Origin of the sequence: Streptacidiphilus melanogenes, assembly GCF_000787835.1 — a bacterium.
Taxonomy (GTDB): Bacteria; Actinomycetota; Actinomycetes; order Streptomycetales; family Streptomycetaceae; genus Streptacidiphilus; species Streptacidiphilus melanogenes.
In genome coordinates, this window is sequence record NZ_BBPP01000040.1 from 45,120 (window position 1) to 67,732 (window position 22,613).

The window sequence follows — 22,613 nt, forward strand, 5'->3', positions numbered from 1 at the left end:
GTCCGTCAACCCTTCAGGCCGGTCAGGGCCTGCGGGTCGACGGTGTGGTGGCGTTTGCGCAGCTGGATGGTCAGGGCGAGCAGCAGTGCAGTGACGGTGGCGCCGACGACGACATCGGTCAGGGCCAGGGCCTGGACGACGGGGTCGACCACGGGCCGGGTTCCGGGGGTGAGGTCCGAGAAGACGGGGGCGGTGCCGTTGCTGCGGTAGCCGACCGCCAGGAGGAGGAGGTAGGTGGAGGACTGGGCGACGGCGAGGCAGCCGATGGCGTGGATGAGGTTGCGGCTGGTGACCAGCCCGTACAGGGCGATGAGCAGGACCCATCCGGCGGCGAGGTAAGGCCCGATGCCCATTCAGGTGCCTCCCTGGGCATTGGCGTCAGGCGTGTCTCGTTGCTCGGGGTCACCGATTTCGACGGCCTGGTCGAGGAAGTGGGCGAGCAGCGCGATCAGGCCGGAGGCGACCTCGACGCCGACCGCGGCGTTGAGGACCGGGACGGTGCCGCCGGAGGTGATCTCGTTGAACGTGCCCAGCGGCGCGATGTTCTTCAGGAACGCACCAGCGACGATCAGCCCGGTCAGGCCGATGATGCTGTAGGAAGCGGCGGCAATGGAGTCCGCGACGTCCAGAACGGCCAGCGGCCGCAGGCGTTTGAGGACGCGATAGTCGGCGGCGACATAGGCCAGGTGCAGGGCGGTCGCCAGAACGACGCCGCCCTGGAAGCCGCCGCCGGGACTGAGCTGGCCGTGCGCGACGATGTAGACGCCCACGATCAGGGCGACGGGCAGCAGCAGCGCCCCAAACAGGCGGGTGGTCGTCATGACATCCTCGGCCTGCGCGCGGACGTGGCGTTCGTCGCGGGCCCGGCGCAGCAACAGCGTCGCGCCGAGCACGGTCCCGAACAGGATCGACTCCTCGCCCAGGGTGTCGAAGGCCCGGGTGTCGAAGTTGACCGAGGAGATGACGTTCGCGGTCCGGTGCTCCAGTGCTGCTGCCACCGCGCGGTCGCCGTAGGGGTGACTGGCCGACCCGAAAGCTGGGAGCCGGACACACGCGACAGCGAAGAAGACCGCGATCACCGCGGCGGCGGCCAGGAACATGAGCAGCCGGGCGCGCGCCGTCACGTCCTCTCCGGGTCCGAGCCCTCGTTGCGATTACTGGACAGGTCGCTGCTCCCGTCGTCGGGACGGCGGGTCACCTTGCGGACGCTGAGGAGGATCAGGAGCGGGGTCAGCGCGGTGCCGACGGCGAGTTGGGACAGCGCCACGTCGGGGGCCTGCAGCACGGCGAAGAGCACCGCAAGGCCAAGCCCGAGCGCGGACAGGACCACCGCCTGCCGGGCCGGATCGCGTGTGAGCACCGCGAGGGTGGCGGCGAGTACGACGAAGACGACAGCTATCCCGATCAGCCACTGGTCCACTATGTCCCCTCCTCTTGTTGGTCGTCGCCTTCGGCCTGGCGGGAGGCACGTGCGATGGCGATCGTGGTGACCGTGCCTCCGACGGCGAAGAGCAGCCCGATGAACAGCGTCTTGACCGCGGACCGGCCTGCCCCTTGGTCGACTGCGATGGCCGCAGCGATCAGGGGGACTCCGGCCACCGACGCCGGAGCCAGGCCGTGCAGCCGCATCAGCGTCCCGCGTAGCCGCACCACGGCCACCGCGGAGAGCAGCACGCACGCCACTCCCGCCCACAAGAGGAACAGGACAACATCGTGACGCGCAGTCACTGTCGTTCTCCTTCACGAGCGGGGCGGACGTCGCGGCGCGCTCCGATCACGAAGCGGGTGAAGACCAGCGTGCCGGCGGGCGCGAGAACGCCCAGCATCAACGCGAGGTCCTGGTAAGAGGGCCGGTCGTAGGCCTGCGGCAGCAGCAGGAACACGGCGCCGATCACCGTCGACAGCAGCGACGCCCCGGTTAGACGGCGCACCGCCGTTCCACGCGCCACCACCCACAGACACGCGGGAACCGAAACGGCCAGCAGGACTAGGGCGGCCGCGGCCCAGGCGTTCACCGAGTCCCTCCCGGATCGCGGTCTTCCGCGAGGGCGCGTTCGACTGGGCCCTTGCCTGGACGCAGAGTGTGCACGACCACCTCGTCCGGGCACGGCACGTCGACCACGCAGGTGTCCGGGGAGGCCCCGAGCAGCACACCGGCCCAGCCGGCGTCCGCGCCCGGCCGCAACCTGATACGGCGCACAGCCGCATCCGCCGGATTCGCCAGCGCGGCGACGAGTACGGCCAGGCCGCGCAGGACCGCGCGTGGCAGTGCGAGCACTGCCGCGACCGCACCGCGGACACCTGTGAGGCGAACTCCGGCGATGCGGCGCATCCGTACCGCCGCCAGGGCCCCGCCCACGGCCGCCACACCCGCGACCAGCAGCTCGACCGGCGTGACGGAACTGATGAACACCACCGTCAGCCCGGCCAGCACCGCCCACCACACCACGAACTCGACCACCGCACGCAACCCAAGCCTCCCAACCCCACCACACTCGACCATTGCCCTACCTCGCCTTGGCCGACAGGCCGCGCCGTCGTCGAGGGTTCAGTCGGGTGGCTCCTGCGGGTGCGCCTCGCTGGGCCGGGGCGGTTCAGGGGCCGGACCGGGCTCGGGGCCGGGGGCGGGCTCGCCCGGGCCCCGGGGCTCCGGCGGCGGAACCGGCCGGCCAGGCGGCTCCGGCGGATCCGGTGTCACCGGCGGCTTCACCGGATCCGGCGGGCCGGGCGGTGACGGGGGATCAGGCGGCGGCACAGGGGTGATATCGGGGTCGGGCGGTACAGGGACGGTGCCCATCGCTGGCTCCTATCGGCCCAAGGCCTCTTCGAGCTGCTTCTTGTTCATCTTCGAGCGGCCGTGGATGTTGCGCTGCCGGGCCTCGTTGTACAGCTGCTCCTTGGTGCGCCCCTGGGCTCCGCTGTGGGAGCGCAGCCCGCCGCGCCGCGAGGAGGAGATGTCCTCGATCGAGGTGCGGCTGGCGGTCTTCGACTCCCCGTGCCGGGCGCGTTCCTTGTTGACGGTGCGGGCCGCGATCTCCTCGGCGCCCTTCTCGCTCGCGCCGCGGTCGAGCTCGCTATTCCTGATGTGCTCGTACTGCTGTTCCCGCTTGGGGGATGATCCACGGGGCATGCTCACTCCCTGTCTGTGTCCGTTGGCTGCGGGACTCGTCGTGTACCCCCACTCGGTGACGTGGACCCGCTGGAGGGGCCCGCCACACGGGCTATCACCCGTTCGGCGCCCTGGCGTACCCGCGTCGCGAGGGTGCCGAGCGCGTGTGCGGCCTCCTGCTGGGCGCTGAAGCCGTGGGCGCGGTCATCGAAGCGGCCGTGGGACCCGAAGTCCCGGAAACCGTCCACTGGTTCGAACAGATTGCCCGCTTCCCTTCCCGGCTGCCGGTGTCCGTCCTGCTGGGAGGCGAACCCGGTGCGGGCCAGATAGCGGTCCAGCAGGCCCGGGGCGATGGCATTGGCCACGAGCGTCGCCACGGTGCTGGCACCGACCCAGTACTCGCGCCGCCCAGGATGGTCGGCGGCGTACAGCACGGCACGGGCGGCGACCTCGGGCTGGTAGATCGGCGGCACCGGCTGGGCGCGCTCGGGCAGGCGGGAGCGGACCCAGTCGAACTGCGGGGTGTTCACAGCCGGCATCTGCACCATCGTGGTCCGCACCCGGGTGCCGCTGGCCAGGAGTTCACAGCGCAGGGCCTCGTTGAAGCCCTGGATGGCGTGCTTGGCGCCGCTGTATGCGGTCTGCAGCGGGATGCCGCGGTAGGCGATCGCGGAGCCGACCTGCACGACCACGCCTCGGTTGCGCGGCAGCATCCGCCTCAGCGCTGCCTGGGTGGAGTACACGTAGCCGAGATAGGTGACCTCGGTGACCCGCCGGAACTCGTCGGGCGTGATCTCGGTGAAGGGCGCGAAGACGGACGCGAACGCGTCGTTGACCCACACGTCGATCGGGCCCAGCTCGGCCTCGGCTCGCGCGGCAGCCGCGTCGACCGCGTCGGGGTCGGTGACGTCGGCCTCGATGGCGATCACCTTGGATGCACCGGCCGTCTCCACCTCCCGCACGGCAGCGTCCAGGCCAGCTCGGCCCCGGGCGACCAGCGCGAGCCGGTCGCCCCGCAGGCCGAATGCGATCGCGCAGGCCCGCCCGATCCCTCCACTGGCCCCCGTGACGACTATGGTGCGAGGCGCGATCTCCACAGATTCCATGAGGGGCGGCTTTCCCGGATCCACCGCAGCAAACGCACCGCTGCCCCAGGGTGCGACAAGGCACGGCATGCGGAGGGTGTTAGGTCCCGGCCTTCGGGGGCACACGCGCCAGCGTCAGCGCAAAGTCGAGCGAATCGAGGCGCGGCATGAGCATGGTGCAGGAATCCGTTGAGGTGGAGGTGCCGCTGCACACCGCCTACAACCAGTGGACGCAGTTCGAGGACTTCCCCCGGTTCATGGAGGGTGTGGAGGAGGTCACCCAGATCGACGCCCGGCACAACCACTGGAAGACCCGCGTCGGCGGGGCGACCCGCGAGTTCGACACCGAGATCGTGGACCAGATGCCCGATCAGAAGATCGCCTGGCGCACCATCGGCGGGGACGTCCAGCAGATGGGGGTCGTCACGTTCGAGCCCCTGGACGCCCGGCGTACCGCCGTCCGTCTGGCCATCGACTTCGAGCCGGAAGGCGTGGCGCAGAAGGCGGCGGACGTGATGGGGATGGTCGACCGGCGGGTCAAGGGTGACCTGCGGCGCTTCAAGTCCTTCGTCGAGGACCGCGGCATGGAAAGCGGGGCGTGGCGGGGCCGAATCACGCCAGCCTGAACCCCGGATGTGAGGGTGCCGGCCATGTGGTCGGCACCCTCACCGCTGACATCACGCAGGGATGGGCGGCTTCGTCAGGCGGTCGGGCGGGCGAGGCGGGTGGCTGTCTCGAGCAGCAGCGCGTGGACGAAGGCCTGCGGCAGATTGCCGCGCAACTGGCCCTGGGCGACGTCGAACTCCTCGGCGAACAGTCTTGGGGGCCCGCATGCGGCGCGGTTGCGTTCGAACCAGCGTGCCGCCGGGACGTGGTGGCCCTGCTGGTGCTCGGCCGCTGCGACGAGGAACCCGCAGAGCAGGAACGCGCCTTCCGCGTCCTGGAGCGGGCGTCGGTCGTGACGGAAGCGGTAGGCGTAGTGGTCCACCGCCAGCTCCTGATGCACGGCACGCAACGTGGCCAGGGTGCGCGGGTCGTCGGCGGACAGGGCGCCGCGCAGGCTGGCAGGAGCAGGGCCGCATCCACGCCCGCCTGGGTGGGTGAGCGCTGCCACCGGCCGGTGGGGTGGAGGCAGTCGGATGCGGTCTCGGCGACGATCTGGTCCGCCAGCGCCTCCCAGCCGGCGGCTCGACCGCGGTCCGCGCGAGGGGCGGCGGTGGCCAGTGCGCGCAGTCCGGCGGCGCAGGTGAGCCGGCTGTGGGTCCAGCGGTCGGCGTGCAGTTCCCAGATTCCGGCGTCCGGCTCGTGGCGGCGGGCGGCGATCGCGTCGACGGCGGTGACCGCGGCTCTCCAGCCGTCCGTGTCCAGCCGGTCGTGGCGGGCGGCCGCCGCGAGCAGCAGCAGGGCCTCGCCGAACCCGTCGAGCTGGAATTGGTGGTTGACCTGGTTGCCGACCACGTCGAAGCCGCCCGGGTAGCCGGGGAGGTCGAGACTGCGCTGGTCGGGCAGTGGCTTGCCGGTGGCGGTGTAGGCGGGTGTGAGCGCGGGACCGTGGTCGAGGAGGCGGGCGGTCACGAACCGCACCGAGTTGTCGAGCAGAGTGTGCGCCCCGGCGGCAGCGGCGGCTTGGCCGATGATGGCCTGGTCGCGGATCCACACGTAGCGGTAGTCGTAGTGGCGGCCCTGCTCGGCGCGCTCGGGCAGGCTGGTGGTGGCTGCGGCCACGGTGCCTCCGCCGGCCGCGGACATGCCGGCCAGGACTGCGCAGGCGTGCCGGGCGTCGCGTGGAGCGAGCGTCTGGTCCAGGCCTGGGATGGCGGCGGCCCAGCGTGTTTCGGTGGCCCGCCACAGCATGTCGGTGGGTTCCCGCTCGGGGAGGGGCCGGTCGGAGATCTCCAGGTCGAGGTCGTGGTGCGTTCCGGGATCCAGTGCCAGCGCGGCGCGCAGCGTTCCCTCGGCCGGTTGCGCGTCGGGCACGCCACTCCAACGCACGTACAGGTCACCAGACCTGCCTGTCCAGATGCCGTGCTGGTCGCGCTTCATGTCCTGCAAGGGGTGCCTGCCGAAGCCTGAGACCAGGCGCAGCACCACCTCCACACGGGCATGGCCGTCGACCGCCATGAGCCGACGCAGCAGCACGGCGTGGTGCGGGTCACCGGGGTAGGCCAGGGCCTCGCGGCACTCGGTGATCCCGGTCGTGGTGACCCAGCGGCTGCGCCAGATCAGACCTCCGGGCTCGTAGTAGCCTCCCCACACGAACGGCGTGACCGGAGTGACGGAGTACCAGCCGTCGCCGCCGATCAGCGCCGCGAAGACGGCGTCGCTGTCCCACGCTGGCGCGCACATCCATACGATCTCACCCCGGGGGCCGACCAGGGCGCCGCGTTCCCCGTCCGCGAGCAAGGCGTAGTCCCGCAGGGCGTGCGGGGCGGGTGCGCCGCTGACTGTGGCTTTCATGGCGTCACCTCCACGAACAGGTAGGGGAGGCGGCCGTGTCCGGAAGGGGCCGTCCTGTGGCTCAACTGGCCTGCCGGGCAGGGTTTAAGCCGGGTGGTCTGGGAACAAGCCCGGCAGAGCTTCATGTGACCTGGGAGGTGAGGGAGATGGCCGGTATCAGGGTGGTCAAGGTGGTCAAGCGCCCTGCGCCGCAGCGCCCGCAGCCTCCGCTGGACCTGCGGACGCCGTCGGGGCGCATGCTGCCCTACTGAGCCCGCACTTTTGTGCCGCAGTCCCTGGCGCCAAGGCCACAGCAGGTGCAGTGTGCCGTGGGCCGGCGGCAGACCACTTGTTGCCGTCCGCAGTTCAGGAGTGCGCACGGAACCGCTCCGCTATGTCGGGCCGGACGGTCAGGCCGAGCCCGGGTTCCCCGTCCTGGCCCGGATGCAGCGCGCCACCTGTGGGGTCGAGGGCGCCCTCGAACAGGAGATTCTCGATTCGGACGTGATCGTGGAACCACTCCAGGTGGCGCAGGTTGGGGATCGCTACGGCCGCGTGCGCGTGAACGTGTGGGGCGCAGTGGCCGGACAACTGGAGACCGTGGGCTTCGGCGACGGCTGCGGCGCGCAGCCAGACCGTGATGCCGCCGCATCGGGTCGCGTCCGCCTGCAGGCAGTCCACCGCCGGGACCATGCGGGCGAAGTAGGGGAGGTCGTATCCGTATTCTCCGGCCGTGACGTCGGCGGTGATGGCGTCGCGCACCTGGGCCAGGCCGGTGAGGTCGTCGGATGAGACGGGTTCCTCGAACCAGCTCACACCAAGCCCGGCGAGGGTCCGTCCGATGCGGACGGCCTGCTTGCGGGTGTATGCACCGTTGGCGTCCACATACAGTTCGGCGTCGTCGCCGACGAGCTTGCGGGCCTGTTCGGTGCGGTCCAGGTCACGGTGCTCCGCCCCTCCCCAGTCCTCACCGATTTTGATCTTGAAGCGGTTCATGCCCTGCTCCGCCCAGCTTTCCAGCTGCCGGGCGAGCTGCTGCTCGTCGTAGGTGGTGAAGCCGCCGCTGCCGTACACGGGGACGTCGCCGCGCGCACGGCCGAGGAGATCGGCCAGGGGCAGCTGCAGAAGACGCGCTTTGAGGTCCCACAGGGCGATGTCGACCGCGGAGATCGCGCCGGTGATCAGGCCGGGACGGCCGGCGTTGCGCACGGCGCGGCTCATCGCCTCGTTCACCGCCGGCACATCATGGACCGGACGGCCGACGACCGTGTCACGAAGTAGATCGGTGATCACATTCGCCGTGGCGGGGTCGCCGTAGGTCCAGCCCAGGCCAGATGCGGTGCCGCTGCCGGCCTGCACGAGGACCATGGTCGTTTCGTCCCAGGCGAGCGTGCCGTCCGCCTCCGGGGTGTCGGTGGGGAAGCGCAGGACCTGTACGTACAGCTCATCGACGGCCGACCTGTGGGCTGCGGTGGCGGTTTGGGCGGCGCTCATGAGGATTCCTCGGCGGCGTGCTGGGCGGCCGCGCGCGCGAACTGGAGGAAGTCGGCCCCGGCGAGGGTGGCGAGTGTGGCGGTGGCGAGTCGGGTGGCGCGCGGGGCGAACACTGATCCCGCGGTGCATGCGGTCGCGGCCCACAGCCCGATGCAGAAGGGGCAGGTGAGCATCTCGCCGACGGCCTTGCGGGCGCCGGTGCCGCGGACGTCCTCTTCCAGCTCGGCGGGTCCGGAGGTGCCTTCGAAGCGGGTGAACGGCGCGCGCAGCGGGCTGGTGACTGGATCTTTGGCGATCAGGCGGGAGAGCTGGTGGGTGGCCAGCGTGTTCAGCATCAGGTCCCACGGGCTGGGAGAGGGAAGGGTCCGGCGGGTGAGCCGGGCGGCGACGCTGATGCCGGCCACGGAGGTGGCGTAGAGGGCCATGAGGCCGCTGTAGGCGGCCAGCGGCCGGTCCGCATTGCCCGTGTAGGCGCGGGCCTCGTCGTGGATGCGGTCGTGCAGGGCCGATGTCATCGGGTGGACCTCCTGGTGCGGGCACGGTGCTGGGCTGCCAGCCCTACTGCTGCGGCCGAGGCGGTGGCCGCGGCGACGCCCGCTGTCAGCAGCCGGCCTGCCATAGGGCGGGGTTCAGGACGTGGGGCGGCCTTCTCGGGGTGGTCGCTCGGTGGCGGCCCGTCGAGGGCCATGGCGAGGGCCTCGGCCAGGTGCAGGGCGCTGCGGCCGGTTGCGCCCTGGTCGATCTGGGTGCGGCAGGAGAAGCCGTCGGCCAGGACGAAGGCGCTGGGAGCGGTGTCGCGGACGGCGGGCAGGACGCCCTGCTCGGCGATTCTCAGCGAGAGGTCATGGTGGCCTTGTTCGAAGCCGAAGTTGCCGGCCAGGCCGCAGCAGCCGGCGTCCAGGACGTCCGCGTCGATTCCTGCTCGTCGCATCAGTTCGCGGTCCGGATCGGCTCCGAGGACGGCGTGCTGGTGGCAGTGGGTCTGGACGGTGGCGGCCCGGGACAGTCGCGGTGGCTGCCAGCCTTCGGGAGAGTGGTTGACGAGCTGCTCGGCGAAGGTGCGGGTCTGTGCGGCGAGTCGGGCGATGTCCTGGTCCCCTGGCATCAACTCCGGCGCGTCGGAGCGGAACACGGCGGCGCAGGACGGCTCCAGGACCACGATCGGGGTCCCGGCCTCCAACCACGGGCGCAAGGCCGCGGTCGTGCGTCGCAGAATGCGTGTCGCGGTGTCTAGTTGACCAGTGGAGATCCAGGTGAGGCCGCAGCAGACCGAGGCGTCAGGGACGGCCACGTGGAAGCCCGCGTTCTCCAGAACACGGGCGGCGGCTTGTCCGATGTGCGGGTGGAAATGGTTGGTGAAGGTGTCCGGCCACAGCACGACCGTGCGCGGGTCAGCGGGCTCGGGCGTGTTCCGGGTGATCGCCTGCCACGACTCCTGGAACGTCTTGGCCGCGAAGAGCGGGGCATCCCTGTCGGGCGCGACGCAGGCGAGCCGCTTGCCGAGACCTGCGAGGAGGGGCGCGTGAAGGGCGGCGTTCGCGATCCCCGGGGCGATCTGGGTGAGACGAGCCCACAGGGGCAGCCAGCCCATGGCGTAGTGGGTGCGCGGGCGGATGCGGCCCTGATAGTGGTGGGCGAGGAACTCGGCTTTGTAGGTGGCCATGTCCACCCCGACCGGGCAGTCGGACTTGCAGCCCTTGCAGGCCAGGCACAGGTCCAGGGCGTCGCGGACCTCGGTGGAACGCCAGCCGTCGCGGATCGGGGTGTCGGCGTGGCCGCCGAGCATTTCGAACAGCAGCCGGGCCCGGCCGCGGGTCGAGTGCTCCTCCTCACCGGTGGCACGGTAGGAGGGGCACATCACCCCGCCCTCGTGGGTGCGGCAGTTCCCGACTCCGACGCAGCGCATGACCGCGCGGGTGAAGTCGTGGTCGTCGTCCGGGTAGGCGAAGTGCGTCGGCTGGGGTTCCGGGCGCCAGTTCTCGCCCAGTCGCAGGTTCTGGTCCACGCGGTGCGGGTGGACGACCTTGCCGGGGTTCATCCGGTCTCCGGGGTCGAACAGGGCCTTCACCTCGCCCATGGCGTCGATGAGGGGCTGCCCGAACATGTGCGGCAGCAGTTCCCCGCGGGCCTGCCCGTCGCCGTGTTCCCCGGACAGCGATCCGCCGTAGGAGGAGACCAGGTCGGCGGCGTCGAACAGGAACGCGCGGAACGCTTCGATTCCCTTGCCGTCGCGCAGCTCGAACGGGATCCGGGTGTGGACGCAGCCCTGCCCGAAGTGTCCGTAAAGGGACGCCTGCTGGTAGCCGTAGCGTTGGAACAGCTTCTCCAGATCGCGCAGGTAGGCGCCCAGCTTCTCCGGCGCCACGGCCGAGTCCTCCCAGCCCTCCCACGTCTCACGCCCGTCGGGCGGACGGGCCGTCACGCCCAACCCGGCTTCCCGGGCCTTGAGCATCTCCTGCTCCCGTTCGGGGTCGTCGGAGAACGCCACCGACGGGTCTTCCTCGGAGAGGCCGAGGGACTGCAGCAGGTCGCGGGCCTGCTGGTCGGCCTGCTCCTTCGAGTCACCGGTGAACTGGACCAGCAGCCAGGCGTCGCCCTTGGGCAGCTGTTCGAGGGAGTCCAGGAAGGCGTGCTCCTCACGCATCAGCTGGGCCATGCGCCCGTCCAGGGCCTCCAACTGGGCGGGACGGGCGTGCTTGAGTAGGGTGGGCACGGTGTCGGCGGCGGCGTAGATGTCGTCGAATCCCAGGACCAGCAGAGCCTGGGCCGCAGGCACGGGGACCAGGTCCAGCTCTGCCTGAAGCACGGTCACCAGCGTGCCCTCGCTGCCCACCAGAGCTCGGGCGAGGTGGAAGCCGTTCTCCGGGAGAAGCCAGTCCAGGTTGTAGCCGGACACCCGCCGCGGGATCTTCGGGTAGCCGCGCCGGATGTCGGCCAGGTTCCGGCCGACGATCTCCTTGAGGCCCTGGTACATGCGAGCCCTGGGGCCGCCCTCGGCCACGATCCGCGTGTGCTCGTCGTCGCTCGTGGCACCGGCCCAGAACCGGGTGCCCTCGTAGGTGAGGACCTCCAAACGGCGGATGTTGTCGCAGGTCTTGCCATAGGCTTGAGCAGAAGCGCCGCAGCTGTTGTTGCCGATCATCCCACCCAGCGCGCAGTGGCTGTGCGTGGACGGCTGAGGCCCGAACATCAGGCCATGGACAGCGAGTTGGCGGTTGAGCTCGTCCAGGACGATGCCCGGCTCGACCACGCAGGTCCGCGCCTCCGGGTCCACCGACACGAGGTGGTCGCAGTACTTGGTCCAGTCGAGGACCACCGCATCGTTCGTGCACTGGCCGCCCAGGCTCGTGCCGCCACCACGCGACAGCACCGGCGCGGCGAACCGCGAGCACACCGCCACCGCCCGAGCTCCGGCCTCCACCGTGCGCGGTACCACCACACCGAGGGGGACCTGCCGGTAGTTGGATCCATCCGTCGCGTAGGCACCGCGGCTGCCCGCGTCGAACCGGACCTCGCCGTCGACCTCCTCGCGCAGGGTGTGCTCAAGCCCGGCAAGGTTCACGCCATTTTGCGTGGGCATCGGCTACTTCCGTCCACTGCCGGGCAGGAACTCCTGGATCTTCGCCTTCACGCCTTGCTGAACCACCGACGCCCGGTCGCTGTCGCCGCGCAGGACCGAAGCCGCGGCGGCCTTGATCTGGTCCCAGGTGGCGTGCGGCGGGATTGGCGGCACCGCGGGGTCGGTGCGGAAGTCGATCACGAACGGCCGGTCCGCGGTCAGAGCCTGACGCCAGGCCGGCTCCACATCCTGCGGCTTCTCCACCCGCACCCCGTCCAGGCCCATCATCCGGGCGATGTCGGCGTAGCGCAGGTCCGGCAGGTCCTGCGACGGTTCGAACTGCGGAGCGCCCTGCATGGCCCGCATCTCCCAGGTGACCTGGTTGAGATCGTGGTTGTTCAGCACCGCCACCACCAGGCGCGGGTCCGACCACTGCCGGTAGTACCTCGCGACAGTGACCAGTTCCGCCAGGCCGTTCATCTGCATCGCCCCGTCCCCGACGATCGCGATAGCCGGCCGGTCCGGGTGCGCGAACTTCGCCCCGATCACGTACGGCACCCCCGGCCCCATCGTCGCCAGCGTTCCCGACAGAGACCCGCGCACCCGGCCGCGGAACCGCAGGTGCCGCGCGTACCAATTGGCCGCCGAACCGGAGTCCGACGCCACGATCGCGTCCTCGGGCAGCAGCGCGTCCAGCGTGTGCACCACGTACTCCGGGTTGACCGGATCCGCGGACACCTCCGCGCGGCGCTGCATGACCTCCCACCAGCGCGCCGCGTTGTCCTCCACCGTCTTCTGCCATGTGCGGTCCGTCTTGCGATCCAACAGCGGCACCAGCCTGCGCAGCGTCTCCACGGCGTCACCGACGAGGTTGACCTCGAACGGGTACCGCAGCCCCACCATGGACGGGTCGAGGTCAATCTGCACCGCCCGGGCCTGCCCGAAGTCGGGCAGGAACTGGGTGTAGGGGAAGCTGGAACCCACCACCAGCAGGGTGTCGCAGTCCCGCATCATCTCGTACGAGGCACGGGTCCCGAGCAGACCGATGGACCCAGTCACATACGGAAGGGTGTCCGGCAGCACGTCCTTGCCCAGCAGGGCCTTGGCCACCCCTGCGCCCAGTATCTCGGCGACCTGCTCCACCTCGGGCCGAGCGGAACGCGCGCCCTGCCCCACCAGCATCGCCACCCGATCACCGGCGTTGAGCACCTGCGCCGCCCGCTCCAGATCCTCCGCGACCGGGATCGGCGCGTACCGCGGGAGACCGAGGCTGGACGGGACCTGCTTGAACGCGTGCGCCGGCGCCTCGTAGTCGAGCTCCTGCACGTCCGCAGGGATGATCACCGCGGTGACCGTGCGCCGAGTGGCGGCCACCCGCATCGCGCGGTCCAACACGTTCGGCAACTGAGCCGGGACCGTGACCATCTCACAGAACTCCGACGCCACGTCCTTGTAGAGGGACAGCAGGTCGACCTCCTGCTGGTAGGAGCCGCCCATCGCGCTGCGGTCGGTCTGTCCCACGATCGCGACCACCGGCACGTGGTCCAGCTTCGCGTCGTACAGGCCGTTGAGCAGGTGTATCGCGCCCGGGCCCGACGTGGCCGCGCACACCCCCGTCCGGCCGGAGAACTTCGCGTACCCGACCGCCTCGAAGGCTGCCATCTCCTCGTGCCTGGCTTGCACGAACCTCGGCCGGTCATCCGCCCGCCCCCACGCCGCAAGCAGCCCGTTGATACCGTCCCCGGGATAGGCGAAGACGTACTCCACCTCCCACTCGCGCAGCCGCTCAAGCACGTAGTCGGAAACCTTCATCACGAACTCCTCCGCAACACGGTGCTGCACCTCTGGTGCACTGACGGGCCCTCGCCACGCGGCTAACCCCTCACGCCGCGACGAAACAGCCGAGCGCACGCAGGCGGGGATGGTTGCTCCACCGGGAGAGGCGAGAGGCCCGGCCGGAGGCCACCGGGAGAACTGGCGCGCCTCTCTGTGCAGATGCCAGATAGGTGGGCGCGGAGAAGCGGCGGGACACGGTGTGTCCGGCCCCTGCGCTTCGTGATGGGCGGGGCGCCGCTCTGGACGCGGCCAAGGTGGAGAAGCTACGGCACTGCACACCGAGGCCCGCCAGCCCTGGTGGGCACCTCGGTGGCCGCCCTGAACGGCAGCGTCATGGCTGTTCGATGGTTGCCAGGATTCCTAGATGATCAATTCCAAGGGGTCGTTGGATGGTCGTGAGCGGTTTCGCTTTGGTGGATCGGCCTGCGAGAGTGTGGCCATGAGTGACGTTGTTATCCGTCGGGCCGATTCCGATGACGCGCCCGCGCTGGCAGCCATGCGCTGGCGGTTCAAGGTGGAGGACGGCGGAGACGAAGTCCCGCAGAACGAAGAGGAGTTCACCGCCGAGTGCGAGCAGTGGCTACGTTCCCGGATGGTTGGGCCGTGGCGTGCCTGGGTCGCGGAAGTGGGCGGTCGGCCCTGTGGTCACGTGTTCGTGTGTCTTGTGGAGAAGGTCCCGAGTCCCTATCCGGGTTCCGACGCCCTCGGCTACGTGACGAACTTCTACGTCGTTCCTGAACAGCGCAATCGCGGTCTGGGCAGGGCCCTACTCGACGAGGCCACCGGATATGCGCGCGCTCACCGCCTGGACACGTTGATCGTGTGGCCGTCCGAGCGCAGCGCGCCGCTGTACCGGCGCTGCGGATTCGACGAACCGGACGAGCTCCTCGAACAGCCCGTCGCGCCCAGCTGAGCGAAGTTCTGGCAGTGTCTGCGCGGACGATGCGAGGGCGCCCAAGGTCAGTCTGTGACGAACGACCTGGACACCCTCGCGACCGCACTCTATGTGAAGACCGACGACCTGCTGAAGGACTCGCCGCAACTCGCCCCGCAGCGTCCGGCCGTGGGCATCGTGCCGCAGCTCAGCGACGCCGAGCTGGTAACGCTGGCGATGATGCAGGCGATGCTCGGTTTCACCTCCGAGGCCCGCTGGCTGCGCCATGCCGGCGCCCACCTGCGCCACCTCTTTCCGTACCTGCCCCAGCAGCCCGGCTACAACAAGCGGCTGCGCAAGGCCGCCGAACTGATCCGCCGGGTCACCCGAGCACTGGCCCGCGACACCACACTGTGGAGCGACGACGTGTGGGTGGCGGACTCCACGCCCGTCGAGTGCGGACGCTCCCGAGAGACCGTCAAACGCTCCGACCTGGCCGGATGGGCCCAGTACGGCTACTGCGCCAGCCACTCGCGCTACTTCTGGGGACTGCGGCTGCACCTGGTCTGCACCCTTCACGGCCTGCCGATCGCCTTCGCACTCACCGGGGCCAAGGCAGACGAGCGCGAGACCCTGCTCGACCTGCTCGCCGTCGAACTCCGTCTCACCGCGGAGCGCCCGGGGCAGACGCTGATCGGCGACAAGAACTACTTCGGCCGCGAGTTCGAACAGCGGCTCGCCGACATGGATATCCGCCTCCTGCGGCCGGCCCGCAAGGGTGAGCCGCAGCGGCCCGGATCACAGCTGTTCAAGCCGCTGCGGCAGGTCATCGAGTCGGTCAACGAGACCTTCAAGGGCCAGCTCGACCTCGAACGGCACCGAGGCCGGACCCCCAGCGGTGTCGCCGTCCGAGTCCTGCAACGCATCCTGGCGCTCACCACCGCTGTCTGGCACAACGACCGTACCGGCCAGCCGGCCATGCGCGCGCTCACCGCCTACGACCACTGAACCCCTTGGAATTGATCATCTAGGAACCACTGCGTCGGCTGCTGGAGGAGCACCCTGCCTGCCGCGGTATCCGGAGCGTGGCTCGCGAGCATCGAACGGGCAGCGGAGCACTGGTTGACTCGCCCCGCTGGTCGACGCGCGGTCACGCCGAACACCGCGACCCTGGGCAATCCGCCCGCTCTCGTGGTGCTGAGGGTCCGGGCTGTCGGCGGGCGGTGAACAGTTCGCACGGCCCGGATGCCACGCCCTTATAGGCCCGTGGCATCGGTGAGCCAATGCGCCACACCGGTGCCCCGGGTGGTGGATGCCGCGGCGATCACTACGAGCAGACGGCCGCCACGCTTCACGGACAACTGGCCGCATCGCTCGCGCCTCCGTTCGACGGGTCCGAATCAGCGGTGGCGTGCGGTGCAGGATTCGCTGAAGGCCTGCGGCGACCCAGGGCATCACGGGGCGGCCGGTTGAGATTCGTCCACGCTGCGCGTGAGCGACGCCTGCCTGGGCTGGGTGGTTTCTCCGTTAGCGCCTGCGGTGGCCGGTCGCGCTTGATTCGGTGGCGTCGGTCTCGTCCTCCTCGGCTTCCCACTCGTCCTCGTCGTCGTATTCCTCGTCCTCGGGCTCCTGCTCGTCGGACTCCTCGTGGCTCTCGCCCTCGTCGTCTGGCTCCTCGCTCTCGTCGTCTGGCTCCTCGCTCTCGTCCTCGTCGTCGTAGTCGTCCTCGGCTTGCTCGTCCTCCTCGGCTTCCCACTTGTCCTCGTCGTCGTATTCCTCGTCCTCGGGCTCGTCGCCCTCATCCTCGTCCTCGGCGTCGTAGCCGACTTCCTGATCCTCTGCGGCGGCTTCCTCCTCTTCCATGGCCTCGTCGTGGGTCCGCACGACTTCGCCGTCGCGGATCTCGCCGCGCCAGCCCTCCACCTCGTCGTTGCCGAGGGAGACATGGCGCTGGAAGTGCTTGAGGTCCAGGCGCATGCGCCGGCCCTGGGCCCGCCAGATGTTCCCGGTCTTCTCGAAGAAGCCCGCGGGGTAGTACTCGACGACGAGGACGATGCGGGTCAGCGTGGGGGTGAGCTCGTGGAAGCTCACGGCGCCGCGGGTGCTGCCCTTGGCGCCCTCTGACGTCCAGACGATGCGCTCGTCCGGTATCTGCTCCTGGACGGTTGCCTTGAAGCTCCGCTTGGAGGGCCCCACCTTGACCTTCCAGTCGGTCGTGACCTCGTCGCCCTGGGAGACGCTCTGCACGCCCTTGGCGAAACCGCTGAAGTCCTCGTAGGTGGTCCAGTGGTCGTACGCAGTGCGCAGCGGCACGCCGACGTCGATGGTCTCGACGATGTTCATCGGCTTCTTGCCGGACTTCCGTCCAGGCTTTCCGCCGCCGCCGAAGGCTCCCTTGACCTTGTCGACGACGTTGTCCTTGATGCTCTTGGCCTTCTCGCCGAGGAAGGCCTTGGCCGGTGAGTCGCCCTGCAGAACGCGGGCGCCGACCTTGGGCAGCACGCCCCCGTTCTCGGCGACATCGCCGAGTTGGCCTGTGAGGTCGGAGACCTTGTCGCCGGCCTTGTTGACCAGGTGTTCCAGCTGGGCTCCGAGATAGTGGACGGCTTCCTCGCGCAGCTTGTCGAAACCCGAAGTATCGGGCGACTTCTGGTCCGTGGTGGCCATGGCCTACCTCCTGCGGGTGGAGGGTTTGGCTGCTGCGGTCTTCTTGGCCGCGGTCTTCTTGGCGGCGGTCTGCTTCGCCGGCGCCTTGGACGCCCGTGCCGTCGAGCGCTTGGCGGGCGCGGCGGTCTTCGCGGGCGCCTTCTTGGCTGTTGCGGCCGACTTCTTGGCCGGTGCCTTCTTCGCAGGCGGACGGTCGGTCGAGGGTTTGGCCTGTGCTCGGGGGGTCGACGTCCGGCCGCGCTTGGGGGTGCGGTCGCTGCTCGTGGTGCTGCGGCGTCGCGGCGCAGGTGCCTTGCGTGACTGCGCGGGCTCGGCGTCCTCTTCTTCCTCTTCCTCTTGGTCCTCGGCCGGCCGCGAGGGACGCCGCCTGCTGCGGTTGTCACTGGCGGTGGTGCGGCGCCGCGACCTACGGGGTTCCTGCGGCTCCTGCTCGTCCTCTTCGTCCGCCTCCGCCACCTCCTCGTCCTCTTCCTCTTCCTCCTCAGGCTCTTCTTCCTCCTCGGGGGTCTCCTCTTCGTCCCACTCCTCCTCTTCGTCTTCGTCCTCGTCCTTGGGCTTGCCGACGTTCAGCGTGCGCTCCCTCAGCGAGTCCGCGAGGTCCGCGACGCGCCGGTTGGCGGCGGCGACCAGCGCCTTTTTGCCGGTGTCCAGCAGTTCTCCCTTGACCTGCTCGTTGAGCTCGGCCACCTGGGGAACCTCGCCGAGCTTCCGCAGGCCTTCGGTGGCAAGCTGCCGCGGGTCCAACCCAAACCTTCGTCCGGCGATGTACGTCGCGGCGGCGAAAGCAAGCCGCCCCTTCTTCACGCGGCCGAGTACGTAGCCGCCGGCGACGGCAGCCGCCAGGGCGATTTTCGTCGTGTCGTTCATGGGTATTTCTCTCTTTTCGTGGTGCCCTTCTCGATCGGTTACGGCACAAGGGGCACGCGCGGCTGGGAGGACATCGCCCTTGGCCGGCGCTCGGCGGCCGGCCCGGCCCAAGTGCTTCGGGCGGCCACGAAGGGGTGGCCGAGCAAAGGTCCCAGTGCCACAGCCCGTCAATTCGGGTGACACGGATGTCCTCATGTTCTTGTCGCGCTCACCGGCGTCTGCCCGGAGCGAACCTGATTGCGGCCGGTAGGCCCAAGAGGCGGCTGCGCCCAGTCGGGCAGTCGTCCGGGTGGACGCGTGCTGGGGTGCCGCGCTCCTACCCACGAAGCCGCGGCCGAACCCGGCAACATTCCCTCGCCCCTTCCGCAAGGACAATTGCTCCAATCTCGGACAGGGATCAGGTGCGTGAAAGTCCAGGGCAGGGGAAGAGGCGCAGGCAGGGCGGGAGAGCAATACGCATTGGCAATCGAGTCTCCTACTGCGGAGAAGTGACATGGCCGCCGAGAAGGAGGACGGCGCGAGGCGCCGTACATCTGCCCGTGACGACGTGCCCGAGCGACGCCCGGCCCCTCGCCACCGTCCTGCGGCGCGCCCCCGACGGGTCTCGGCAGCGAGCGCCATGCGCAACGCGGCCGAGCAGCTCGCCGAGCTGCTCGGCCGGACGCCGGACTCAGTGTCGGCGCTGAAGCCGACCGACGAGGGCTGGCAGGCCGACGTGGAGGTGGTGGAACTGGAACGCATCCCGGACACGACCAGTGTGATGGCGAGTTATCGCGTCACCCTCGACGAGGAGGGCGAACTCCTCGCCTACCAGCGGATACGCCGCTACACCAGAGGACAGGTCGACCGCCCCATGTAAGCGCATCCGGCTGTGGTCGACAGCACCATCCGCCCGGCTCAGGGCTGGGCGGCGAAAGGAGGCACCCGTGACCGTGGTGCCGCAAAGCCAGGCCAGTGTGTCCCGCGGCGGAAGCACCGGCAGTCTCTACGACATTCTCGAACTGATTCTTGACCGCGGCCTGGTGATCGACGTCTTCATCCGGGTCTCCCTCGTCGGCATCGAGATCCTCAAGATCGACATCCGGATCGTCGTCGCCAGCGTCGACACCTACCTGCGGTTCGCCGAGGCCTGCAACCGTCTCGACCTCGAGGCAGGGCGCAAGGCCCCGACGCAGCTCACCGACATCGTCGGGGAGGTCACCGAGGGAGGAGCCCGCGGGAAGAGCAAGGGGGCCCTGTCCGGCGCGATGGAGGCGGTGACCGACACCCTCCACGGTGGACGCGACCGCGACGACGACGAGGAGAAGGAGCCCGCACCCAAGCGGGAGCGGCCGGCCCGCAGGCCCACCAGGCGCAGGGAGGAATGACGTGGCCGTCTACGTGTACTCCATCACCGCAGCAGCGCACCCCCGGCACTTGGACGGCCTGACCGGGGTCGGCGATCCGCCGTCGGTCCTTCGGAGCGTCCGCGCCGGGCCGCTGTGCGCGGTCGTCAGCGACGCACCAGCCGATCTGCGGCCCAAACGCCGCGACCTCACCGCGCACCAGAACGTACAGCAACGGCTCATGGCCGAGGGCACCGTGCTGCCGCTGCGCTTCGGCCTCACCGCCCCGGACGACGAGGCGGTCCAAGTCGCACTCGACGAACGCCGTGAGGAGTACACCCGTAAGCTCACCGCGTTGGAGGGCTGTGCCGAGTACCATCTCAAGGCCGCGACCGACCAGGACACCCTGCTGCGGCAGATTCTGCTGGAGACATCCGAGGCCCGGCGGCTCAACGACGAAATCACCGGCGGCAACACCAACCCCGACCTGCCGCTCGCCCTCGGCGAAATGGTGGCCAAGGAGGTGCAGGCGCGCCATGGCGCTCTGGCGGCGGGAATCGCCGTGGCCCTGCGTCCCCACACGCGCCAGCAGCTGAGCTCCGCGCCGACCGGCGAGGACTTCCTCAACGTCTCCTTCCTGGTGGACCAGGAGCACGAGCAACAGTTCCTGGCGGCCGAGAAGGGCCTCGCGAGCGAACTCGGCGACGACGTCGACGTCCGCCTGTACGGCCCCCTGCCCGCCTACAGCTTCGTGTGATCCGGAAGGAGGCGCCGTGGGCCTGTTCAGCCAGATACTCACCCTCCCGCTGGCCCCCGTCCGGGGCACCATCTGGGTGCTGGAACGCGTCGTGGAGACAGCCGAGAACGAGTACTACGACCCGGGCCCCATCGAGCGCGAGCTCGCGGACCTGGAGAAGGCGCTCCTGGCCGGCGAGATCGACGAGGAGACGTTCGACCGCTGCGAGGACGAGCTCCTGGACCGCCTGGACGAGATCAGAGCCTGGAGGGAGCGACAACCGTGACCGATCCACTCGCCAACCGGTTCGACTCCTTCCCCTCCAGATCCGCTCCGCCGGGCGGACAGTCGTCGGCCAGCCTCGCCGACATCCTGGAACGCGTGCTGGACAAGGGCATCGTCATCGCCGGGGACATCCAGATCAACCTCCTTGACATCGAGCTGCTTACCATCAAACTCCGGCTGCTGATCGCGTCCGTGGACAAGGCCAAGGAGATGGGCATCGACTGGTGGGAACACGACCGCTCGCTGTCCTCCCACGCGGAACACCGCCAACCGCTGGAGAAGGAGAACCAACGACTGCGCGAACAGATCGAGAAACTGCAAGCCCAGACCGCACTCCCACCTGCCGCAGACGCCGACGCAGACCCCACGCCCCGCCGAGCCACAGCCAAGCGAGCGCAGCCCCGGTCCCGCCCCACCACCCGAGGCGCGCCATGACCGGCCTGTACCTGGCCTACACCTACGCCGTCGCGCGACCGACTGACGGACTGCACCGCGTCGCCACGACCCTGTCCGGGGTGGCCGGTGCGCGGGCCCATCTCGTCGAACCCACCGACGCCGGTGAGGTCGTGGCGGTGGTGAGCCCTGTTCCTGCCGCCGACTTCGACGAGGCTGCGCTGCGACACCATCTGGAGGAACTCACCTGGCTGGAGGAGATCGCCCGGGCCCACCACCACGTGATCGAGGAGATCGCCGCGCACACCACTGTCCTGCCGCTGCGGCTGGCGACGGTCTACCTTGACGACGACCGGGTCCGCGCCGTTCTCGACGCACGGCACGATGCCTTCCGCGAGCGCCTGTCCCAACTGGCCGGCCGGCTTGAATGGGGCGTCAAGCTCTACATCGATACCCCGGCCGCGCCACTCACTGCCCCGCCGCAGGACCTCGGCCCCGGGCGCGCCTACCTGCACCACCGTCGCGCCGAACAGGACCTGCGCCAGGCCGGTTATCAGGCAGCCCAGACGGCCGCCGAGCGGATCGACGCGGCCGCCCGCCTCCACGCGATCGACCGCGTCCGCCACCGCGTCCAGCAGGGCGAACTTGCTCCGGGGCCCGGCACCAACGTCACCAACGACGCCTACCTCGTGGAGACGGAACACGCGGACGCCTTCCACGCCGCCGTGGTCCGATCCACGGACGACCTCCCCGGCGTCAGGGTCGACATCACCGGCCCCTGGGCCCCCTACTCCTTCGCCACCCCGCACCAAGACGAGGAGTCCGCACCGTGACGGCGTCCGACCGCCTCCCGACCAACCCCGGCGCCCCCCTGCCGCAGCGGCAGGTCGCACTGATCGATCTGCTCGACCGTCTCCTGGGCAGCGGTGTCGTCCTCAACGGCGACATCGTGCTGTCCATCGCCGACATCGACCTCGTCCGCATCTCGCTGCGAGCCCTGATCATGTCCATCAGCGAGCAGCACCCCGCACCGTGGACTACAGGCGCAGCGCAACCACGCGCACTCCCATGACCAGCAACCCCCCGCATCCAGACCGCTTCGACGAAGTCGCCGAAGCAGCCAGCCGTGCCTTCAGACTGCTACCGGCCACATCTCACGATGCCTGTGACCGCCTGCTGTCCGGCCCCGATTCTCCGCCGCGCAGACTTGCCACCGGCCCGGACACCGTCGAGCGCGATCTGATGAAACTCGTCCTGACCATCGTCGAGCTTCTCCGCCAACTCATGGAGCGCCAAGCTCTCCACCGCGTGGAGTGCGGCGACCTCACAGACGCGCAGGAAGAAACCCTGGGAGCCACCCTCTCGGCCCTGCATGACCGCATGACCGAGCTCTGCAACCGCTACGGCCTGACCATGCAGGACCTCAACCTCGACCTCGGCCCGCTCGGCACCCTCCTGCCACCAGCAGACTGACGCCGATCGCCGCGTCCACGCCGATGGACCGGACGAGCGCGGCTGCACGGCCCGTGCCGACCGAATGCGACTCCGCCCACCCCACCCGGCACTGGCGTTTGGCCAGTCGCGCCCTCCGAGCGTGCTCGCGGGCCGTCCTCGAGTCTCGTATCCCGATCGGATCCGGGGTCGCCGCGTTGAGGCTCATTGAGCGGGCAGGAGCGAAGCAGTGACAGGTGATCCCACGGCCGTAGACCGCAGCGGTCCGCGGTCAAGGCCGCCGGGACGTCCAACAACTCAGCGAGGAGGGAGCACAGCCATGCACGCAGGCCGCAGAGCCACAGGCGATCGGAGGTTCCCGGAGCCTGGGCGCGTGCGGCGACTGGAGCTGGGCGGTGACGAATCGAGTGCGGCGCCAGCCGCACCTTCACCCGTGCCGCCATCACCGCTTGGGAATTGGACTCCGAGCCGGAGCAACCGGATGACTTCGATCTG

Annotated in this window: 25 protein-coding genes and 1 pseudogene; 11 read left to right on the forward strand and 15 right to left on the reverse strand. The window is 69.8% G+C overall.

Going from position 1 to position 22,613, the window contains the following annotated elements:
* Positions 1 to 5: 5 nt before the first annotated feature.
* The 8 genes from TR49_RS31110 to TR49_RS31145 all read right to left on the reverse strand — a co-directional run bounded on the left by TR49_RS31110 (position 6) and on the right by TR49_RS31145 (position 4,215).
* Complete coding sequence (locus tag TR49_RS31110) at positions 6 to 353, reverse strand: sodium:proton antiporter (RefSeq protein WP_042387427.1); 348 nt, start codon at positions 351 to 353, stop codon at positions 6 to 8.
* On the reverse strand, positions 354 to 1,124 hold the full coding sequence (locus TR49_RS31115; protein ID WP_236653604.1) for an MnhB domain-containing protein: 771 nt from the start codon (positions 1,122 to 1,124) through the stop codon (positions 354 to 356).
* Positions 1,121 to 1,420, reverse strand: a complete 300-nt coding sequence (locus TR49_RS31120; protein ID WP_042387428.1) for a Na(+)/H(+) antiporter subunit B — start codon at positions 1,418 to 1,420, stop codon at positions 1,121 to 1,123. Before TR49_RS31120 ends, TR49_RS31115 begins: the two co-directional genes overlap by 4 nt.
* Positions 1,420 to 1,728, reverse strand: coding sequence for a cation:proton antiporter (locus tag TR49_RS40480; protein ID WP_052434794.1), 309 nt, complete (start codon positions 1,726 to 1,728; stop codon positions 1,420 to 1,422). The genes TR49_RS31120 and TR49_RS40480 overlap by 1 nt, the downstream gene beginning before the upstream one ends.
* On the reverse strand, positions 1,725 to 2,015 hold the full coding sequence (locus TR49_RS43170) for a monovalent cation/H+ antiporter complex subunit F (protein ID WP_160311662.1): 291 nt from the start codon (positions 2,013 to 2,015) through the stop codon (positions 1,725 to 1,727). Before TR49_RS43170 ends, TR49_RS40480 begins: the two co-directional genes overlap by 4 nt.
* Positions 2,012 to 2,470 carry a hypothetical protein gene (locus tag TR49_RS44750; RefSeq protein ID WP_174501624.1) on the reverse strand — a complete coding sequence of 153 codons (459 nt, stop codon included), beginning with the start codon at positions 2,468 to 2,470 and terminating at the stop codon, positions 2,012 to 2,014. The genes TR49_RS43170 and TR49_RS44750 overlap by 4 nt, the downstream gene beginning before the upstream one ends.
* A gap of 336 nt (positions 2,471 to 2,806) precedes the next feature.
* The gene (locus TR49_RS31140) at positions 2,807 to 3,130 is read right to left on the reverse strand and encodes a hypothetical protein (protein ID WP_042387431.1); all 324 of its coding nucleotides are present in this window, start codon (positions 3,128 to 3,130) and stop codon (positions 2,807 to 2,809) included.
* 2 nt (positions 3,131 to 3,132) lie between these two features.
* A complete protein-coding gene (locus TR49_RS31145) occupies positions 3,133 to 4,215 on the reverse strand; it encodes an SDR family oxidoreductase (RefSeq protein WP_084725623.1) in 1,083 nt (360 codons plus the stop codon).
* Between the two features lie 146 nt (positions 4,216 to 4,361).
* On the opposite strand from TR49_RS31145, the gene TR49_RS31150 reads away from it, so the two are divergent.
* A complete protein-coding gene (locus TR49_RS31150) occupies positions 4,362 to 4,820 on the forward strand; it encodes an SRPBCC family protein (protein WP_042387432.1) in 459 nt (152 codons plus the stop codon).
* A 74-nt stretch (positions 4,821 to 4,894) separates the two neighbouring features.
* Here TR49_RS31150 and TR49_RS31155 read toward each other — a convergent pair.
* The 5 genes and pseudogenes from TR49_RS31155 to TR49_RS31175 form a co-directional block, all read right to left on the reverse strand.
* Positions 4,895 to 6,651: pseudogene (locus TR49_RS31155) on the reverse strand (glycoside hydrolase family 15 protein).
* A 345-nt stretch (positions 6,652 to 6,996) separates the two neighbouring features.
* On the reverse strand, positions 6,997 to 8,124 hold the full coding sequence (locus TR49_RS31160; RefSeq protein ID WP_084725624.1) for an enolase C-terminal domain-like protein: 1,128 nt from the start codon (positions 8,122 to 8,124) through the stop codon (positions 6,997 to 6,999).
* The gene (locus tag TR49_RS31165) at positions 8,121 to 8,639 is read right to left on the reverse strand and encodes a DUF1360 domain-containing protein (RefSeq protein WP_042387433.1); all 519 of its coding nucleotides are present in this window, start codon (positions 8,637 to 8,639) and stop codon (positions 8,121 to 8,123) included. The genes TR49_RS31160 and TR49_RS31165 overlap by 4 nt, the downstream gene beginning before the upstream one ends.
* Positions 8,636 to 11,704, reverse strand: a complete 3,069-nt coding sequence (locus TR49_RS31170) for an FAD-binding and (Fe-S)-binding domain-containing protein (RefSeq protein WP_042387435.1) — start codon at positions 11,702 to 11,704, stop codon at positions 8,636 to 8,638. Before TR49_RS31170 ends, TR49_RS31165 begins: the two co-directional genes overlap by 4 nt.
* 3 nt (positions 11,705 to 11,707) lie before the next feature.
* Positions 11,708 to 13,495 carry a thiamine pyrophosphate-requiring protein gene (locus tag TR49_RS31175; RefSeq protein WP_042387436.1) on the reverse strand — a complete coding sequence of 596 codons (1,788 nt, stop codon included), beginning with the start codon at positions 13,493 to 13,495 and terminating at the stop codon, positions 11,708 to 11,710.
* A gap of 388 nt (positions 13,496 to 13,883) precedes the next feature.
* On the opposite strand from TR49_RS31175, the gene TR49_RS31180 reads away from it, so the two are divergent.
* Both TR49_RS31180 and TR49_RS31185 read left to right on the forward strand, forming a co-directional pair.
* A complete protein-coding gene (locus TR49_RS31180) occupies positions 13,884 to 14,432 on the forward strand; it encodes a GNAT family N-acetyltransferase (protein WP_236653605.1) in 549 nt (182 codons plus the stop codon).
* A 54-nt stretch (positions 14,433 to 14,486) separates the two neighbouring features.
* Positions 14,487 to 15,401, forward strand: a complete 915-nt coding sequence (locus tag TR49_RS31185) for an IS982 family transposase (RefSeq protein WP_042387438.1) — start codon at positions 14,487 to 14,489, stop codon at positions 15,399 to 15,401.
* 519 nt (positions 15,402 to 15,920) lie between these two features.
* Here TR49_RS31185 and TR49_RS31190 read toward each other — a convergent pair.
* Both TR49_RS31190 and TR49_RS44110 read right to left on the reverse strand, forming a co-directional pair.
* Positions 15,921 to 17,060: an SRPBCC family protein gene (locus TR49_RS31190; RefSeq protein ID WP_042387439.1), complete on the reverse strand. Its 1,140-nt coding sequence runs from the start codon at positions 17,058 to 17,060 to the stop codon at positions 15,921 to 15,923.
* 3 nt (positions 17,061 to 17,063) lie between these two features.
* Positions 17,064 to 17,927, reverse strand: coding sequence for a hypothetical protein (locus tag TR49_RS44110; protein ID WP_042387440.1), 864 nt, complete (start codon positions 17,925 to 17,927; stop codon positions 17,064 to 17,066).
* Between the two features lie 493 nt (positions 17,928 to 18,420).
* Here TR49_RS44110 and TR49_RS31200 point away from each other — a divergent pair, with 493 nt between their 5' ends.
* The 8 genes from TR49_RS31200 (at position 18,421) to TR49_RS31235 (ending at position 22,139) form a co-directional block, all read left to right on the forward strand.
* On the forward strand, positions 18,421 to 18,786 hold the full coding sequence (locus TR49_RS31200) for a gas vesicle protein GvpO (RefSeq protein ID WP_042387441.1): 366 nt from the start codon (positions 18,421 to 18,423) through the stop codon (positions 18,784 to 18,786).
* 67 nt (positions 18,787 to 18,853) lie between these two features.
* Positions 18,854 to 19,294, forward strand: a complete 441-nt coding sequence (locus TR49_RS31205; RefSeq protein WP_042387443.1) for a gas vesicle structural protein GvpA — start codon at positions 18,854 to 18,856, stop codon at positions 19,292 to 19,294.
* A gap of 1 nt (position 19,295) precedes the next feature.
* Positions 19,296 to 20,009, forward strand: a complete 714-nt coding sequence (locus tag TR49_RS31210; protein WP_042387445.1) for a GvpL/GvpF family gas vesicle protein — start codon at positions 19,296 to 19,298, stop codon at positions 20,007 to 20,009.
* A 16-nt stretch (positions 20,010 to 20,025) separates the two neighbouring features.
* The gene (locus tag TR49_RS31215) at positions 20,026 to 20,274 is read left to right on the forward strand and encodes a gas vesicle protein GvpG (protein ID WP_042387446.1); all 249 of its coding nucleotides are present in this window, start codon (positions 20,026 to 20,028) and stop codon (positions 20,272 to 20,274) included.
* Positions 20,271 to 20,708 carry a gas vesicle protein gene (locus TR49_RS31220; protein WP_042387447.1) on the forward strand — a complete coding sequence of 146 codons (438 nt, stop codon included), beginning with the start codon at positions 20,271 to 20,273 and terminating at the stop codon, positions 20,706 to 20,708. The genes TR49_RS31215 and TR49_RS31220 overlap by 4 nt, the downstream gene beginning before the upstream one ends.
* A complete protein-coding gene (locus TR49_RS31225; RefSeq protein ID WP_042387452.1) occupies positions 20,705 to 21,499 on the forward strand; it encodes a GvpL/GvpF family gas vesicle protein in 795 nt (264 codons plus the stop codon). The genes TR49_RS31220 and TR49_RS31225 overlap by 4 nt, the downstream gene beginning before the upstream one ends.
* Positions 21,496 to 21,738, forward strand: a complete 243-nt coding sequence (locus tag TR49_RS31230; protein WP_042387453.1) for a gas vesicle protein — start codon at positions 21,496 to 21,498, stop codon at positions 21,736 to 21,738. The genes TR49_RS31225 and TR49_RS31230 overlap by 4 nt, the downstream gene beginning before the upstream one ends.
* Positions 21,735 to 22,139, forward strand: coding sequence for a gas vesicle protein K (locus TR49_RS31235; protein ID WP_042387454.1), 405 nt, complete (start codon positions 21,735 to 21,737; stop codon positions 22,137 to 22,139). Before TR49_RS31230 ends, TR49_RS31235 begins: the two co-directional genes overlap by 4 nt.
* Positions 22,140 to 22,613 lie beyond the last annotated feature (474 nt).